This window comes from Bradyrhizobium sp. SZCCHNRI3052 (genome assembly GCF_032484895.1).
In the GTDB taxonomy this organism is placed as follows: Bacteria; Pseudomonadota; Alphaproteobacteria; order Rhizobiales; family Xanthobacteraceae; genus Bradyrhizobium.
This window is the reverse complement of the sequence record NZ_JAUETW010000004.1, coordinates 252,754-267,175: the sequence shown is the minus strand read 5'-3', so window position 1 is coordinate 267,175 and position 14,422 is coordinate 252,754. Positions and strand designations below refer to the sequence as shown.

At 67.3% G+C, this 14,422-nt stretch carries 12 protein-coding genes; 5 read left to right on the top strand and 7 right to left on the bottom strand.

What is annotated here, in order from left to right; genetic code table 11:
- Positions 1–119: 119 nt before the first annotated feature.
- From QW887_RS14845 to QW887_RS14835, 3 genes are read left to right on the top strand one after another with little or no spacing between them, the layout of a single operon-like run.
- Positions 120–1,172 carry a type III polyketide synthase gene (locus QW887_RS14845; protein WP_316194662.1) on the top strand — a complete coding sequence of 351 codons (1,053 nt, stop codon included), beginning with the start codon at positions 120–122 and terminating at the stop codon, positions 1,170–1,172.
- The gene (locus tag QW887_RS14840) at positions 1,169–1,675 is read left to right on the top strand and encodes an isoprenylcysteine carboxyl methyltransferase family protein (RefSeq protein WP_315716838.1); all 507 of its coding nucleotides are present in this window, start codon (positions 1,169–1,171) and stop codon (positions 1,673–1,675) included. Before QW887_RS14845 ends, QW887_RS14840 begins: the two co-directional genes overlap by 4 nt.
- Positions 1,672–3,291 (top strand): DHA2 family efflux MFS transporter permease subunit, encoded by a 1,620-nt coding sequence (locus tag QW887_RS14835; protein ID WP_315825678.1) that lies wholly within the window; start codon positions 1,672–1,674, stop codon positions 3,289–3,291. Before QW887_RS14840 ends, QW887_RS14835 begins: the two co-directional genes overlap by 4 nt.
- Here the strand turns inward: QW887_RS14835 and QW887_RS14830 are convergent.
- Positions 3,229–3,981 (bottom strand): sulfate transporter family protein, encoded by a 753-nt coding sequence (locus tag QW887_RS14830; protein ID WP_315825677.1) that lies wholly within the window; start codon positions 3,979–3,981, stop codon positions 3,229–3,231. The genes QW887_RS14835 and QW887_RS14830 overlap by 63 nt on opposite strands.
- A gap of 76 nt (positions 3,982–4,057) precedes the next feature.
- Positions 4,058–6,535, bottom strand: coding sequence for a heavy metal translocating P-type ATPase (locus QW887_RS14825; RefSeq protein WP_316159331.1), 2,478 nt, complete (start codon positions 6,533–6,535; stop codon positions 4,058–4,060).
- 262 nt (positions 6,536–6,797) lie between these two features.
- Between QW887_RS14825 and QW887_RS14820 the strand changes: the two genes are divergently transcribed.
- Positions 6,798–7,073 (top strand): metal-sensitive transcriptional regulator, encoded by a 276-nt coding sequence (locus QW887_RS14820; RefSeq protein ID WP_315716843.1) that lies wholly within the window; start codon positions 6,798–6,800, stop codon positions 7,071–7,073.
- Between the two features lie 12 nt (positions 7,074–7,085).
- Here the strand turns inward: QW887_RS14820 and QW887_RS14815 are convergent, their stop codons facing one another.
- The gene (locus tag QW887_RS14815; RefSeq protein ID WP_315716844.1) at positions 7,086–8,063 is read right to left on the bottom strand and encodes a YiiX/YebB-like N1pC/P60 family cysteine hydrolase; all 978 of its coding nucleotides are present in this window, start codon (positions 8,061–8,063) and stop codon (positions 7,086–7,088) included.
- 193 nt (positions 8,064–8,256) lie between these two features.
- Between QW887_RS14815 and QW887_RS14810 the strand changes: the two genes are divergently transcribed.
- Positions 8,257–9,669: a flavin monoamine oxidase family protein gene (locus QW887_RS14810; protein WP_315716846.1), complete on the top strand. Its 1,413-nt coding sequence runs from the start codon at positions 8,257–8,259 to the stop codon at positions 9,667–9,669.
- Between the two features lie 139 nt (positions 9,670–9,808).
- Here the strand turns inward: QW887_RS14810 and QW887_RS14805 are convergent, their stop codons facing one another.
- The 4 genes from QW887_RS14805 to QW887_RS14790 are packed head-to-tail and all read right to left on the bottom strand — an operon-like array spanning position 9,809 to position 14,404.
- The gene (locus QW887_RS14805; RefSeq protein ID WP_315716847.1) at positions 9,809–10,753 is read right to left on the bottom strand and encodes an MBL fold metallo-hydrolase; all 945 of its coding nucleotides are present in this window, start codon (positions 10,751–10,753) and stop codon (positions 9,809–9,811) included.
- A gap of 33 nt (positions 10,754–10,786) precedes the next feature.
- The gene (locus tag QW887_RS14800) at positions 10,787–11,563 is read right to left on the bottom strand and encodes a sulfite exporter TauE/SafE family protein (RefSeq protein WP_315716848.1); all 777 of its coding nucleotides are present in this window, start codon (positions 11,561–11,563) and stop codon (positions 10,787–10,789) included.
- Complete coding sequence (gene pheT / locus QW887_RS14795) at positions 11,560–13,968, bottom strand: phenylalanine--tRNA ligase subunit beta (protein ID WP_315716849.1); 2,409 nt, start codon at positions 13,966–13,968, stop codon at positions 11,560–11,562. Before pheT ends, QW887_RS14800 begins: the two co-directional genes overlap by 4 nt.
- Before the next feature lie 16 nt (positions 13,969–13,984).
- Positions 13,985–14,404 carry an endonuclease domain-containing protein gene (locus QW887_RS14790; protein ID WP_315716850.1) on the bottom strand — a complete coding sequence of 140 codons (420 nt, stop codon included), beginning with the start codon at positions 14,402–14,404 and terminating at the stop codon, positions 13,985–13,987.
- Positions 14,405–14,422 lie beyond the last annotated feature (18 nt).

Below are 14,422 nucleotides of genomic sequence, written 5' to 3'. Positions count from 1 at the left end.
CACATCGCCGCCCGCATTGGACATAAGATGACACCCGTAATCCGGGGCGATGTGAGTGGCGCGTGACGATTCCCGCGTTCTCGGACCTTTCTGCGCCGGGACGTTGAAGGATCAGCCGCATGGACAACACTGCCGCACTCGTGTCGCTCGCGACCTCGGTGCCACCGCATCAGTTTCGCCAGAACGAAGTGATGGAGGCCGCACGCGTGGTGCTGGCGCCGCGCTTCCCGCAGTTCGACACGATGGCGAGCCTGTTCGCCAACACCGGCATCCGCCAGCGCTACGGCGTCAAGCCGATCGAATGGTACATGGAGCGGCGCGGCTGGCCGGAGCGCACCGAAGCCTATCTCGAAGGCGCCGAGGCGCTGTTCGTCGACGCGGCGAACAAGGCGCTTGCGCAGGCCGATCTCAACGCCGCCGACATCGACACCATCGTCACCGTGAGCTCGACGGGGATCGCGACGCCGACCTTGGAAGCGCGCGTCGCCGGCCGCCTGGGTTTTCGCGCGGACGTGTCGCGCGTGCCGGTGTTCGGGCTTGGCTGCGCCGGCGGGGTCTCGGGCCTGTCGATCGCCGCGCGCCTGGCGCAGGCCCGGCCCGGCACCAACGTGCTGCTGGTGACCTTCGAACTGTGCACACTGGCTGTCCGCCATGATGAGTTGACGAAGGCCAACATCGTCGCGCTGAGCCTGTTCGGCGATGGCGCGGCGGCCGCGATCCTGCGCGCCGGCGATGGCGGCGCTATCCGCGTCGAGGCGACCGGCGAGAAGCTGTGGCCCGATACGCTCGACATCATGGGCTGGAGCGTCGATCCCGAAGGTTTTGGCGTGATCTTCCAGCGCACCATTCCGGACTTCGTCACCGAGAACATGGGCCCCGCGGTCAACGAGATCCTGGACCGGATGAAGCTCGCGCCTGCCGACGTCGACCGCTTCGTCTGCCATCCCGGCGGCGCCAAGGTGATCACGGCGCTGGAGCGCGCGCTGTCGCTGGATCAGGGCACGCTGGATCATGAGCGCGAGATCATCGCCGACTACGGCAACATGTCCGCGCCGACGGTGCTGTTCGTGCTGGAATGCGCCCGCGCCCAGGGCTTGCCGCCGCGCTCGGTGCTCACTGCGCTCGGACCTGGGTTCACCGCAAGCTGCGTTTCATTGAGGCACGCCGCATGACCTTCGCCGCCTTCGTCCTCGCCCTCGTCACCATGCAGCGGCTCGGCGAGCTCGTGCTCGCCCGCCACAACACCAAGCGCCTGCGCGCCATGGGCGCGGTCGAGGTCGGGGCGGATCATTATCCGCTGATGATCTCGATGCATGCGGCCTGGCTGGTATCGCTGTGGCTGCTCGGCGCCGACCAGGAGGTCGACCCGTGGCTCTTGAGCGGCTTCGTGCTGCTGCAGGGGCTGCGCTGGTGGGTGCTGGCGACGCTCGGTCCGCGCTGGACGACGCGCATCATCATCCTGCCGGGGGCGCCCCTCGTCACCGATGGTCCCTATCGTTACATCTCGCATCCGAACTATCTGGTGGTCGCAGCCGAGATCGCGCTGCTGCCGCTGGCGCTGCATCTGCCGCTGATCGCCCTGATCTTCTCCGGCCTGAATGCGGCGGTGCTGTTCATCCGCATCCGCGCCGAATCGGAAGCACTCACCGGCATCGGCGGCGGCCAGACCGCATGAGCGCATCGGCCGCGCCGCAGGATCGTCCGAGCCTCGCCACCTGGCTCGGCTTCATCCTGATGTGCGTCGGCATGTTCATGGCGATCCTGGACATCCAGGTGGTGGCGACGTCGCTGCCGACCATCCAGGAGGCGCTCGGCATCACGCCGGAGGCGATGAGCTGGATCCAGACGGCGTATCTGATCGCCGAGATCATCGCCATTCCGCTGACCGGGTTGCTCACGCGGGTGTTCACGTTGCGCTGGCTGTTCGTCGGCGCCGTCGGCATCTTCACCGCCGCCTCGCTCGGTTGCGCGTTCAGCGGCGATTTTCACACGCTGCTGGCGTTCCGCGTGCTGCAGGGCTTCTTCGGTGGTCTCTTGATTCCCGTGGTGTTCTCCGCCGTGTTCCTGCTGTTTCCACCGCGCCTGCACGCGGTCGCGACGACGATCGGCGGCGTGGTCGCGGTGCTCGCGCCGACCATCGGCCCGGTCGTCGGCGGCTTCATCACCAACACCTGGTCGTGGCCCTGGCTCTTCCTGATTAACATCGCGCCCGGCCTCGTCGCCGCGCTGGCGACGCCCGGCCTGCTGCCGAAGCAGCGCATGGACCTCGCGGAGCTCGACAAGCTCGACCTGTTTGCGCTGCTGCTGCTCGCAGTGTCCCTGGCCAGCCTCGAGCTCGGGCTGAAGGAGGCGCCGAAGGGCGGCTGGCTGTCGTCGAACTGCATCGCGTTCCTGGTACTGAGCGCGTCGTGCCTCACCTTGCTCGTCCAGCGCCTGCTGACCTCACCGCAGCCGATCCTGCGGCTCGGCAGCTTTCAGCGCCGGTCGTTCACGCTCGGCTGCCTGTCGAGCTTCTGTCTGGGCATCGGGCTGTTCGGCTCGGTGTATCTGATGCCGGTGTTCCTCGCCTTCGTGCGCGGCCACGATGCGTTCGAGATCGGCAAGATCATGCTGGTCACCGGCGTGGCGCAACTGATCGCTGCTCCGCTGGTGACGGCGCTGGACGGCAAGGTCGACGCGCGTCTCCTGACGGCGTTCGGTTTCGTGCTGTTCGGCGCGGGGCTCGCCGCCAGCGCGTTCCAGCCGCCGACCGCCGACTATCAGGAGATGTTCTGGCCGCAGGTGGTGCGCGGCGTCGGCATCATGTTCTGCCTGCTGCCGCCGACGCGGATCGCGCTCGGCGACCTGCCACAGGCCGAGGTCGCCGACGCCAGCGGGCTGTTCAACCTGATGCGTAATCTCGGCGGCGCCATCGGCATCGCGCTGATCGACACCATCATCTATGGCCGCGTCGCCATGCATGCCCAGGCGTTTCGCGACCGCCTGCTGGCCGGCGATACCGCGGCGGCCAAGGCAATCGGGCTCGCGCCGGAGCTGCTGCGCAACCGGCCGCGCGGCATCTCGGAGGAGCAGGCGATCGCCTATGTCCGGCCGCTGGTGGAGAAGGCCTCGCTGGCGCTGTGCGTCAACGAGGCCTGGTCGCTGCTCGCTGGTGTCGCGCTGCTCGGCTTCCTGCTGATCCCCTTCGCCCGCAGCAAGGCGACGAGCCTGTCGCCGCGGATGATGGCGCTAGAGGCTGCGCAGCCGGCGCTCCGGCGACGGCTCGATCAGCTCGGGCCGCGGTCCGGATAGGCGCTTGTGCAGGTGGACCATGAAGGCCATGCCGAACAGCGGCGTCGCCAGGTTCACGATCGGGATGGTGACGAAGGCCGCGATGATCAGCCCCGCGGTGAACACCGTGATCGCATTGTCGCGCCGCATCGCCTTGGCCTCCGCCGGCGGCCGGAAGCGCATCGCGGCGAGCTCGAAATATTCGCGGCCGAGTAGCCAGGCCGTGGCGAGGAAGAAGATCACGAAGCCGGCGCCGGCGAGGAACACGAAGGGCAGGGCGACCAGATAGACCAGGATGGTGAGGCCGGCGGCCTTGAGGCCCTCGATGATGGCGACGCCGAACGGCAAAGCGGCGCCGGGGCGCTCGGCCGGATAATGCTCGCGCTCGACGAGGTCGGCGACGTCGTCGACGAACAGGCTCGCGATCACCGAGGTGATTGCCGGCATCAGCATGATGCCGCCGAACACGACGCCGAAGCCGGCGGCGATCGAGATGATCCAGGTCAGCACCTCCAGCGTGCCGTGCGAGTTCGGCCCGAGCATGGCCTCCGCCCAGCCCTCGCCGGCAGTCGCGAGCCAGGTCAGGAGCCGCTGCAGCCCGATCGCGAGCACCGTGACCAGCACCAGCGCCAGCCCGATCGAGCGCCACAGGATCGAGCGCATCGGCGGCGACAGAATCTGCGAAATCGCCTTGATGGCGGCGTCGATCATGGCGGGGTCCCTCGCTGCAAAGCCCGCGGCAGAGGTAGACATGCCGGCGGGCTTCGGCAAGTCCGCCGGCATCGTATCAAAGATCGGTCGCCCGCAGCCGTAGCGCGTTGCCGACCACGCTCACCGACGACAGCGACATCGCCGCCGCTGCGATGATCGGCGACAGCAGGATGCCGAACAGGGGATAGAGGACGCCGGCGGCGATCGGGATGCCGGCGGCGTTGTAGATGAACGCGAAGAACAGGTTCTGGCGGATGTTGCGCATCGTCGCCGCCGACAGTTTTCGCGCCCGCGTGATACCGCCGAGGTCGCCCTGCAGCAGCGTGATGCCGGCGCTCTCCATCGCAACGTCGGTGCCGGTGCCCATGGCGATGCCGACGTCGGCCGCGGCGAGCGCCGGCGCATCGTTGACGCCGTCGCCGGCCATCGCGACGATCTTGCCGCTGGCGCGCAGACGCGCGACCACGGCGCTCTTCTGCTCGGGCAGCACCTCGGCCTCGACCTCGGTGATGCCGATCCTGCGCGCGACCGCGGTGGCCGTGGTGCGGTTGTCGCCGGTCAGCATGATCACCTTGATGCCGTCGGCCGCGAGTGCCTTCAGCGCCTCCGGCGTCGACGCCTTGACCGGATCGGCGACCGCAAACAGCGCAGACGGCTTGCCGTCGACGGCCATCGTGATCACGGTGGCGCCCTCTTCGCGCAGCCGCTTGCTCTCGACGCCGAGCGTATCAGTGATGATGCCGAGCGAGGCGAGATAGGTCGCATTGCCGAGTACGATGGCCTTGCCGTCGACCTCGCCGCGCGCGCCCTTGCCGGTCGGCGCGTCGAAGTTCTTGACGTCGGCGAGCTTGATGTTGCGCTCCGCGGCATGCCGGACGATGGCCTCGGCCAGCGGATGCTCGCTGGCGCGCTCGACGCTGGCGGCCAGCCGCAGCGCGTCGGCCTCGTCGAAGCCCTGAGCGGTGACGATGCTGGTCACCCTCGGCTTGCCCTCGGTCAGGGTGCCGGTCTTGTCGACGACCAGCGTATCGACCTTCTCCATCCGCTCCAGCGCCTCGGCGCTCTTGATCAGCACGCCGGCCTGGGCGCCGCGGCCGACCCCGACCATGATCGACATCGGCGTCGCAAGACCGAGCGCGCAGGGACAGGCGATGATCAGCACGCTCACCGCGGCGACGAGGCCGAAGGCGAAGCGCGGCTCGGGACCGAACGCGTACCACGCGACGAAGGCGGCAATGGCAGCAGCGATCACCATCGGCACGAACCAGCCCGCGACCTGATCGGCGAGGCGCTGGATCGGCGCGCGCGAGCGCTGCGCATCGGCGACCATCTGCACGATCTGCGACAGCAGGGTCTCGCGGCCGACCTTGTCGGCGCGCATCACGAAGCTGCCGGTCTGGTTCAAGGTGCCGGCGATGACGCGCTCGCCCTCGTCCTTGGTCACCGGCATCGACTCGCCGGTGACAAGCGATTCGTCGAGCGACGAGCGGCCTTCGAGAATGATGCCGTCGACCGGCACCTTCTCGCCCGGGCGCACACGCAGGCGATCGCCGACCGCGAGCTCGGCGATCTCCACCTCATGATCGTTGCCGTCGGTGTCGAGGCGGCGCGCTGTTTTGGGCGCGAGCTGCAACAGCGCCTTGATCGCTCCCGACGTTGCCTCGCGCGCGCGCAGCTCCAGCACCTGGCCGAGCAGGACGAGGACGGTGATGACCGAGGCCGCCTCGAAATACACCGCCACCGCGCCGCCATGGCCGCGGAACGCCGGCGGAAACGCCTGCGGCGCGACGGTCGCGATCACGCTGTAGACATAGGCGACGCCCGTGCCCATTGCGATCAAGGTGAACATGTTGAGATTGCGGGTCTGGACCGACTGCCAGCCGCGTACGAAGAACGGCCAGCCGGCCCACAGCACCACCGGCGTCGCCAGCGCGAACTGGATCCAGTTCGACAGCACGGGATCGATCAGGCCGTGGCCGCCGACGAGATGTCCGCCCATCTCGAGCACGACAACGGGTGCCGACAGCACAGCGCCGATCCAGAACCGCCTGCTCATGTCGGCGAGCTCGGGATTGGGCGCATCGTCGAGGCTGATGACGTCGGGCTCGAGCGCCATGCCGCAGATCGGGCAGGTGCCTGGGCCTTCCTGACGTATCTCGGGATGCATCGGGCAGGTGTAGATCGTGCCCGCCGGCATCTCCGGCGGCGGCCCGCGTTCGCCGAGATATTTGTCCGGCTCGGCCGCGAACTTGGTACGGCAGCCGGCCGAGCAGAAATGGAAGGTGTGACCCGCGTGTTCAAAGCGATGCTTCGAGGTCGCGGGATCGACACTCATGCCGCAGACGGGATCGATGACCTTTGCCGTCTCGCCATGCTGATGCGCGTGATGATCGTGGCCGCCGCAGCACGACCCCGTGGCTGCCGGTGAAACGGCGGCTGCGAGATACTTGGCCGGATCGGCGGCGAACTTGGCGCGGCAGCCGGCGGAGCAGAAATGGAAGGTCTGTCCCTGATGCTCGAAGCGATGCTTCGAGGTCACGGGATCGACCGACATGCCGCAGACCGGATCCGTTGCCTTCGCTGGTTCAGGCGCGGCGTGGTCCGAGCCGCCGCCCGAAGCGCTGGCAGGCGCCGCGCCGGCACGATCGCTGCAACAACTGTCCGCGGATGCCTGTTCGTGTCCGGTTTCCACCGCGCGCGCGCGCGATCCACAGCCGCATCCGCCCTCGCCGCCCGCCGCGACGCCATGCTCGTGTCTGGTTTCCGACATCGCTCAGCCTCTTGAAACCTATACCCTGCAGGGGTATATAGGCTCCATGCGCGAGGACATCAAGACATCCTGTCAGAAACGTTTGAGTCGGATCGAAGGGCAGGTCAGGGGCCTGTCGAAAATGGTCGAGGACAACCGCTACTGCATCGACATCGTCACCCAGATCTCCGCTGTGCGGGCGGCGTTGCGCCGGGTCGAGGAGGAGATTCTGCGCGACCACGTCGCGCATTGCGTCGAGCATGCCATCGCATCCGGCGACAAGGCCGATCAACGGCAGAAGATCGCGGAGTTGATGGATGTGATCGGCCGGTCGGATCGCTGAGGTCAGCCCAGCTCAGACCGCCACCTTGTTGCGGCGGCGTGCGGTCGGACGTGGCGCGACGTTTCGTACCGGCTCGGCGACGAGAAAATGCTCGTTGACCACGAGCCGTTCGCCGAGCTTCGCAACTATTTCCTCAGCCGCAGCCTGCTGCGTCGCCTCTTCGTCAGCCGTCTCAGGAACGAGCGGCGGCGCTGTGATGGCTCCTGGAAACACGGCGAACTCGCCCGCTACCTCCGCGAGCGGCTTCTGCTTGTCGGCCCAATGCAGGGTCGTGTAGTCGAATCCATTGACGATGGTCGGCTTGACGATCTCGAAATAGGGCGAGATGTCGAAGTCGCGCGGCATGTAGAGCGAGGAATCACGGATGTGCAGGATCTCGCGCTTGGCGCGCCGCGATGGCGCCCGCGTGATCTTGGGCAGGATCGGGTAGCGCACCGCATCGAAGGCCTGCGCGATCAGCGCCGAGCAGATCATCTTGGTCGGATCACCCGAGCCCAGCGCGATCATGCGCCGCCGCCAGCGTTGCGGAATCGGCATCGGGATCAGATAGCGCATCAGGTCGATGATGTTCTTGGTGTCGTAGCCGAAGCCGATGCGATTGATGGCGTAGCGGCACACCGTGTGCCGGTCCTCATAGGTCAGGCCGACCGGACGGCACACACGGGTGTGATAGGCGAAATATTTCGACAGCGGCGCCGAGATCACGCCGTCGCCGACATAGGCCTCGACCAGCACGTGCGGCTCGCCGTCGGGCTCGACGGCGCCGTCGATCGGTCCGACATAGAGCGCGGCGTGCGACCAGGTCGACTGCGTGAGGTATTTGATGATGCCGGAGATGCGGCTGTTGCCCTCGACGAGCAGCACGTCGCCGGGCTGGACGTCCTTGCGCAGATAGTCCGGATCGCTCGGCGTGAACGGCTCATAGCCGGGGATCTCCTTCTGGAGATAGGCGGCAATCAGCTTGCCGATCTGATCAAGCACGATACCCATAACGCTCCCCGGGCGACCTTGGCCGGTCGCCGGTTTTTTCCCTTCTTCCATGATGGTCGATTGCGGTTGCAATTTGGTTCATAGTGGACGCGTTCTGCACGGTATCACGTTTACCATCCCGGTTGCCGCAGCGCGGCAGATGCGGCAAATTCGGCGGATATTCGTTTGGTTCAAAGCTTTCGGAAACCATGTCATGAATGTCACGCGCCGCGGCTTCCTCTCCGCTTCCGCGGCGCTGGCCGTGCTGCCCATCGCCGGCCGCGCCGCGCAGGCGGCTGTTCCACGAGAGGCTGACATTGTCGTGATCGGGGCGGGTGCGGCGGGAATCGCCGCGGCCCGCCGCATCGTCGCGGCCAATCGCAAGGTCGTGGTGCTGGAGGCCGCGCCACAGCTCGGCGGCCGTTGCCGCACGGATGCAGCCACCTTCGGCGTGCCGTTCGATCGCGGCGCCCGCTGGCTGCTCAACGCCGACGGCAATCCCATCAGCAGGCTCGCGCGCGGTCTCGGACTCGATCTCGTCGCGGCTCCCGTCGGGCAGAAGATCCGCGTCGGCCGGCGCAACGCGCGGCCCGGCGAGACCGAGCAGTTCCTGGCGGGGCTGGTGCGCGCCAATCGCGCCATCGACGAGGCGGCGCGCGGCAAGCTCGATACCTCCTGCGCCGCGGCGCTGCCGAAAGATCTGGGCGACTGGACCAGCACCACCGCATTCGTGCTCGGCGCCAGCGCGACCGGGAAGGATCTCGCCGATCTCTCCGCGATGGACAAGGCGCGTGCGCAGGACCGCAGCGCGCCGCTGGCCTGCCGCCAGGGGCTGGGCACGTTCATCGCCAGGCTCGGCGAATCGTTGCCGTTGTCGCTGTCGACTCCAGCAACGCGCGTCGTGTGGGCCAACCGCGACGTCGCGGTGGAAACGCCGGCGGGGCGAATCGCGGCGCGCGCCGTCATCCTCACGGTGTCGACCAACGTGCTGACATCAGGCGCCATCAAGTTCGCGCCCGAGCTGCCCAAGCGGCAGCTCGACGCCGCCGCGAAGCTCAGCCTCGGCAGCTATGATCACATCGCGCTGATGCTGGCGGGCAATCCGCTCGGCCTGTCGCGGGACGAGGTCATCATCGAGCAGAGCAATTCCAGTCGCACAGGTCTGCTGCTTGCCAATATCGGCGGATCGTCGCTTTGTACCGTCGATGTTGCCGGCGCCTTCGGCCGCGAACTATCAGCGCAGGGCGAGGCGGCGATGGTCGACTTCGCCAGGGAGTGGATCGGCAAGCTGTTTGGAAGTGAGGCCGCCGCAGCGGTGAAGTCGTCCGCAGCGACGCGCTGGAACCTGGCGCCGGGCGTGCTCGGCGCGATGTCGGCGGCCACGCCCGGCAGCCAGGGCGCCCGCAAAATATTGGGCGAGCCCTTGGGTCCGCTGTTTCTTGCGGGAGAGGCCACGCACGAAACGCTGTGGGGCACGGTCGACGGCGCCTGGGACTCCGGCGAGCGCGCCGCGGAAGCCGCGCTGCGCAGGATCGGCGCGATCAAGGACGCTGAGCCGGAGCCGAGCAGTGAGCGGCAACGACCGCGCCGTCGCGGCAAGGTGCGCTCGGCATCGCCGGAGGATTGACGGTCGATCCGCAAGCTCATCAGCAAGAGGGTGGGCACGGCGCAACTGCGATCTCAAGCGTTGAAATGGCACGGCTGCGCCTTTGCCCACCCTACGGCTGATGCAGGCGAGCTGCCGATTGAAGCACGCCCAGCCTTGGCTACACCGGCAGCTTCAATTCCATCAGGTCTTTCGCGACCACGATGCGGCCCGTGTAGTTCTTCTTCACGTCCCGCGTCCAGTCCTCGTCCGTCACTTCGGGATCATCACCGGGCACGAAGTGGCTGAGCACCAGCACCTTCACGCCTGCAGCCGCGGCGATGCGTCCGACGTCTTCCGTGGTCGTGTGACTGTCGAGCAGGTGCTTCTTCAGCGTCGAGCCGTTCTTCGTCTTGGCGACCAGCCGATCCACCGCGGGCACATAGAGGCATTCATGCACGAGCACGTCGGCGCCCTTGGCAAACTCTGCAAGCTTCGGGTTATAGGCCGTGTCGCTCGAGAACACGATCGTGCCGTCGGGCGTCTCGAACTTGTACGCGAAGTTGTCGGTGATCGGCGGATGTGGCGTGCGGAACGCGGTCACCGTCACGTCCGCCGTCTTCAGCACGACGCCGTCCGCGTCGATATCCTTCGCGACCAGGAGTGGCCGCGGATCTGGCCGGCCTTCGTCCGCGATGCGGGTGTCGACGTCGAACTTGTTGGTTTCCCAGAAGCTCCTGGTCATCGCCTCCAGGCCCTTCGGTCCGAACGACTGGATCGGCGTCGACAATCCTGCGGCCCAGGCGTTGTAGAACAGATTGCCGTATTCGAGATTGTGATCGGAATGGTGATGGCTGATCAGGATGTACTTGACCGAAGGGATCGGAACGCCCGCATTGACGAGCTGACGGCTGACGCCCGTGCCGCAATCGATCACGAACGGCGTGCCGTTGACGACGACGAGATTGGCCGGATTCGAAGCGCCGACGCCGACGCGCGGGCCGCCCTTGGTGCCGAGGAAGACCATCCGCGTGCCGGTCTTCGTGCCTTGCGCGAACGCCGCGGGCGCCGCGATGGCGCCGGCCGCTCCCAGCGCAAGCTTGAGCATTGTTCGCCGATGGATCACGGCGGCCTCCCTGTCTGCTTCGTTGCAGGAAGGCTAACCCCGCCCGAGCACGCCGTCGAGGGCCGGCAGGCCGGCGATCACGGCGATTGCGATCAGCGCATAGCAGATGGCGCGGAACACCTGCTCGCTGGCGCGGCCGAACAGCGACGCGCCGAACGCGACGCCGAGCGCGTAGACCGGCCCGATCAGCAGCGAAAGCTTCAGCGAATCCCAGGTGATCAGCCCGCTCATTGCGTAGCTCACCATCGCGAAGAAGTCCGATGCGCCGAAAAACAGCACGATGTTCGCCCGTGCGATCTTTGGCGGGATCGGGCGTCCCAGCCAGTAGCCGACGATCGGCGGGCCCCCGGTCTGCGCCAGTCCGCTGCAGAATCCGGAGATGCAGCCGACGGCGACCGACAGCGCGGTGTACTCCCTGCCGCGATAGCGCCAGCCGGACAGCAGCAGCGCAAGCAGCCCGATCACGAAGCCCGTGATGATCCAGCGGACGGTGACCGGGTCGAGCCGGCTGAGGAAATAGGTGCCCACGGGCACGCCGACCAACGCACCCGCGACGATCACCGCCGTGGACTTGCGGTCGGCCTCGCGCCAGGCCGGCGCCACCATCGGGGCCATCGAGACGAAATCGATCACCAGCAGCAGCGGCGCGACCAGACGGGGCGTCGCAAAGCTGCTCGCGAGCGGCATGAAGATCAGCGCTGCGCCGAAGCCGGAGAAGCCGCGCGCGGTTGCGGCAATGAAGGCGACGATCGCCAGCGCGATCGTCGCGAACAGGCTGAGATCGGCAGGGATGAGCCCGGAGAGGCTCATCCGCGCAACGTGCCGCCGGTCTTCTTGCCGACGTCTGCGGTGATCTTTGCCGCGACGGCGTCGATCTCCTCGTCGGTCATGGTCTTGTCGCGTGGCTGCAGGGTCACGGCGATCGCGATCGACTTCTTGCCGTCCTCGATGCCCTTGCCCTCGTAGACGTCGAACACGGTGACATCGGTGATCAGCTTCTTGTCGACGCCCTGCGCGGCGCGGACGATGTCGCCGGCCTTGACCTTGCGGTCGACGATGAAGGCGAAGTCGCGCGACACGGGCTGGAATGCGGACAGCTCCAGCACCGGCTTGGCGCGCGTCGGCTTCGCCTTGGCGGCCGGAATGCGATCCAGGATCACCTCGAAGGCGACGAGCGGCCCGTCGGCTTTCAGCGCCTCCAGCGTGCGCGGATGCAGCTCGCCGAAATGGCCGAGCACGTTCTGCGGTCCCATCTGGATCGTGCCGGAGCGTCCCGGATGCATCCAGGTGGGGCCGCCGGCGACGATCTGCAGCGACGCCATCGGCGCGCCGGCCGCCGCCAGCACGGCGAGTGCATCGGCCTTCGCGTCGTAAGCGCTCGCCGCCTGCGATCCCGTCCAATGTCGGCCGAGACCCTTCGCCGACGCGACGCCACGGCGGATGCCGCTTGCCGCCATGAGCTGGTCCGCGGGGCCATCGCCCTTGAAGATCTGCCCGACCTCGAAGATCGCGGCATCGCCGAAGCCACGATCGGCGTTGGCCTGCACGGTTGCGATCAGTCCCGGCAGCAGGCTCGGCCGCATGTCGGAGAGATCGGCGGCAATCGGGTTCGCAAGCGCGAGCTCGGCCTTGCCGCCGCCGAACAGCTCGGCCGCCGCCTTGGAGATGAACGACCAGGTCACGGCCTCGACCATGCCGCGCGCCGCCAGCGCGCGCTTGGCGCGCCGCGTGCGCAATTGCAGCGGCGTCAGCACCGGCTTGCGCGGGGCGTCGCCGCGCTCGAACGGCGTCATCGGCACCTTGTCGACGCCGACGATGCGCACGACTTCCTCGACGATATCGGCCTTGCCGTGCACGTCGCTGCGCCAGGACGGCACCGCGACCTTCACGACGGGGCCGTTGCCGGCGACCACGAAGCCGAGATGCGTCAGGATCCGCCGCATCTCGGTCAGCGGCACCTCGATGCCCGCCAGCCGCTTCACCTCGGTCAACGGGAAGTCGACGATGCGGTCATCGCCGAACGGATTGCCGACGACGACAGTCTCCGATGGCGTGCCGCCGCACAGGTCGAGCACGAGCTTGGTCGCCATCTCCAGGCCCGGCACCATGAAGGCCGGATCGACGCCGCGCTCGAAACGGTAGCGCGCGTCGGAATTGATGCCGAGCTTGCGGCCGGTCTGGGCGATGTTGATCTCGTTCCACAGCGCCGATTCGATCAGCACGTCGGTGGTGCCTTCATCGCAGCCCGAAGCCTCGCCGCCCATGATGCCGGCGAGCGATTCGACGCCGGAATCGTCGGCGATGACGCACATCGAATGGTCGAGCGTGTAGGTACGGCCGTCGAGCGCGAGCAGGGTCTCGCCGTCACGCGCGCGGCGGACGACCAGATTGCCCTTCACCTTCTTGGCGTCGAACACGTGCAGCGGACGCGCGCGGTCGAAGGTCATGTAGTTGGTGATGTCGACCAGCGCGTTGATCGGGCGTAGGCCGATCGATGTGAGGCGCTGCTGCAGCCACTTCGGCGACGGGCCGTTCTTGACGCCGCGCACGAGTCGCAGCGCGAAGCCGGGACATAGCTTCTCGTCTTCGACCTTGACCTTCACGGGGCAAGGGAATTCGCCTCTGATCGGCTTGATGCCGGGATCTTTCAGCTTGCCCATGTCGGCGGCGGCGAGGTCGCGGGCGATGCCGTGCACGCCGGTGCAGTCCTGGCGGTTCGGCGTCAGGTTGATCTCGAATTGGGGATCGCCGAGCCCGGCCCATTCGGCGTAGGGGGTGCCGATCGGCGCATCCGCCGGCAGCTCCATGATGCCGTCGTGATCGTCGGAGATCTGCAGCTCGGCCGCCGAGCACAGCATGCCGCGGCTCTCGACGCCGCGGATCGTGCCGACCGACAGCGTGATGTTCTTGCCGGGGATGTAGGTGCCCGGCGGCGAGAACACCGACACCAGTCCCGCACGCGCATTCGGCGCGCCGCACACCACCTGCACCGGCGCGCCACCGTCGCCGGTGTCAACCATGCAGACGCGCAGCCGGTCGGCGTTCGGGTGCTGCTCGGCGGAGACGACGCGCGCGATTTTGTACGGCGCGAGCAGCTTCGCCTTGTCCTCGAGATGCTCGACCTCGAGGCCGATCATCGTGAGCTTGTTGGCGAGCGTCTCGACCGACTCGTCGGTGTCGAGATGGTCCTTCAGCCAGGACAGCGTGAATTTCATGGCTCTTTCCGCTGATTCAGTCCCGTTCCCTCCCCCGCTTGCGGGGGAGGGTCAGGGTGGGGGCTCTCGCCGCAATGGCAGCGGCAATGGTTTCAAGAACGCCGGCGCGATTGGCCAGGACGTCGTTATTGGCAAAGCGCAGGATGTGAAATCCTTTGGCTTCGATCGCAGCTGAGCGTGAAGCGTCGCGCTGTTCGCCTTCAGTTGAGAAGTGCTGTCCGCCATCGAGCTCGATGACGAGACGTGCGGTGTGGCAGACGAAGTCGACGATGTAGCGGTCGATCGGGACCTGACGGCGAAAGCCCGCGCCGAGCAGGCGATGGCCGCGCAGCTCGGACCATAATATTCTCTCGGCATCCGTCGAGTTTTGGCGGAGGGCGCGCGCATTCGTTCGAAGCTTCGGCGAGACTGTCCAGATGGGCTTCTCGTCGTCCATCGACACCTCCTGCGCGGA